Genomic DNA, 2,349 nt, shown 5'->3' on the forward strand with positions numbered 1-2,349 from the left:
GTGGATGAAGTTCATGGCCAACGCCGGTTTCGACACGGGCCGCCAGGGGGCGCCGCCCGAACAGGACACCGGAGCCGCTGGGTCGCCGGCATCGAATCTGGCCAACAGCGCACGGTTCTTCGACCACGAACTGCGTCCCACGACGCGCTATCTGCCTGACACCCACGCAATGAGGAGCGGCCCGACCCCGGGTCGTCGTCGGCATCGGCGCCGGTTCGACCCGCCTGCTCACCTACCGAACATCCCTCGCGCTCGCCGAACTGCTCGAAGCACCGTCCATCGTATTTCCCGGCGACCACGGCGGGTTCCTCACCTCGACGAAAGAGTTCGCGGACCGACTGGGCGAGGTGCTTCGCGACAGCTAGCTGGCTGTAGTTCGTGTCAAGTCATGGGTTGGCCGTTGGGCATCGTCGCCGGTGTGGGTTCTGGCGTCGGCTTCTTGGACCGGGTTGGCGTGTGCTGTTGGGGGTGCCGAGCGCCCACGCTGATGTATGCGACCTCTACCGTTGGTGGGTCATCTGGCGTTGTTCGGGCTGCTGTGAGGGCGAAGGGCCGGGTGCCAAGCTAGCTTCGGCGTAACCCGAATGGGTCCGCCATAGCCGATACGGCATCTGGTCCGGCCCTTCGTCGTACCTTTCAGCGTGGCACTACCGGCCGGAGTTGTGAAGGGCCAATCTCGAGGGTGGTGCCGCCTTCCTGTTGACGGGTGATGGGTAGGGGTTTTCCTCGGCCGGTCAGGGTGCGCCGGTGCTCGTCGCTGTTCACGTCGTTCGTCCTCGCTGCGCTGCGGGCGCTGCAGGTGGACAGCTCCTGCGTCGCCGGCGCGGATTGCCGGGACCGAGGAAGGACCCCGAGCGGGTGAGTGCTCAGCTCCAGCGGGACGGGTCGTAGGTGGCGTGGTCGCGGACCAGGGCGTGGGCGATGCGGGTGGCGCGGTGGGCTAGGGCGCAGCCGATGATCCCGCCGGGCTTGCCGCGTGATTTCAGTGCGGCGGCATAGGCTTTGGCCGCGGGATCGGTGAGCCATAGTCCGATACCAAGGTCGATCAGGGCTTGGCGCAGCGCCACGCTGCCCTCGCGGCTGATCTTGCCGTCGCGGCGTCTGCCGGCTGATTCGTATTGCATCGGGGACAGTCCCGACGCCCGGTAGATCTGCCGGGGTCCCGGCCATCGGTCTGGATCCCCGAGCGCGGCAGCGTAGTTGGCTGCCCGCACCACACCCCAGCCGGGAACCGAGGTCAGCGTGGCGAACGGGCTGACGGGCAGCAATGCGGCCAATTGGCGCTCGGCGTTCTCGATCTGGGTGTCCAGATCGGCCAGCAACCCCAAGTCGGTGGCCAGCACCCGACGGGCAACGACAGCGTCGCGGGTCGGTCGTGCGTCGCGAGCCGCGCTCACCACACGTTCGGCGACCGGGCGACGCACCGCCACGTCGCGGACCGCGGCAAAACGGATCAGCCGGTTTACCCCCAGCGCGCACAGCCGGGCCGGGTCGGCGAACTCGGCGGCGACCAGCCGACCGATCTTGGTGCCCAGCACATCCGGCAACGCCAGCGTCAACCCCGGAAAGGCACGGTCGAGCTGACCCAGCAGTTGATTCTTCGTCGCCGTCCGGGTAGCGACCCGCCGCGATCGGTGAGCAGCCCAGGCCGCCAGCTCACCGATGCGCACCGCACGCTCGGTGATCACCTGCCCTCGCCCGGCCAGCGCCAGCTCGGTGATCGCTTCCAGGTCGATCACATCGGTCTTGACGCGCCGCCGGCCCGCGACCCGACGTTGTTCGGCGACATGGGCTGGATTGAACTCCAACACCTCCCACCCCACCGGCCACCCATAGTCCAGCACCGGGCGGTGGTAATGCCCCGCCGCTTCCACACCCACCTTCACCTGGGCAGCTGGCGGCACCACGGCCACCACTCGATGCACCGCCCCAGCCAAGCCGGAACGGCTCATCACAAACTCGACAGGACCCAACAACCGGTTACGGGTGCTGTCTGTCACCGACAGCATCGCCGAGGTCTTGCCGACATCGCCCGCAACGACGATCGTGGACGGCGTGACTGGAGCAACTTGCACAGACACAACAACACCTCCGGGGTGTGCCAGGAGAACCCGCGTGCGCCAACACACGGACCTCAAAAGGAATCACTTACAGATCCCTTCCTGACACCCCCGGGGGCGTTTGTGAAGGACCACCCCGATCTATATCAGCCGATCAGCACGGCGAACCGGGGCTTGATCACCTCGTCGATCAGCGCGAGGCGCTCATCGAACGGGATGAACGCCGACTTCATCGCGTTGATCGTGAAGCGCGCCAGGTCGCTCCACCCGTAGCCGAACGCCTCCACCA

General features: G+C 67.1%; 1 protein-coding gene and 1 pseudogene. Both read right to left on the reverse strand.

Annotation, left to right across the window (positions count from 1 at the left end):
• Positions 1-866: 866 nt before the first annotated feature.
• Complete coding sequence (locus VKI00_RS15110) at positions 867-2,081, reverse strand: IS110 family transposase (RefSeq protein WP_324438684.1); 1,215 nt, start codon at positions 2,079-2,081, stop codon at positions 867-869.
• Positions 2,082-2,206: 125 nt separating this feature from the next.
• Positions 2,207-2,349, reverse strand: a pseudogene (locus tag VKI00_RS15115) (adenosine deaminase); the annotation flags it as partial.

The organism is Mycobacterium sp. (assembly GCF_035314665.1).
In the GTDB taxonomy this organism is placed as follows: domain Bacteria; phylum Actinomycetota; class Actinomycetes; order Mycobacteriales; family Mycobacteriaceae; genus Mycobacterium.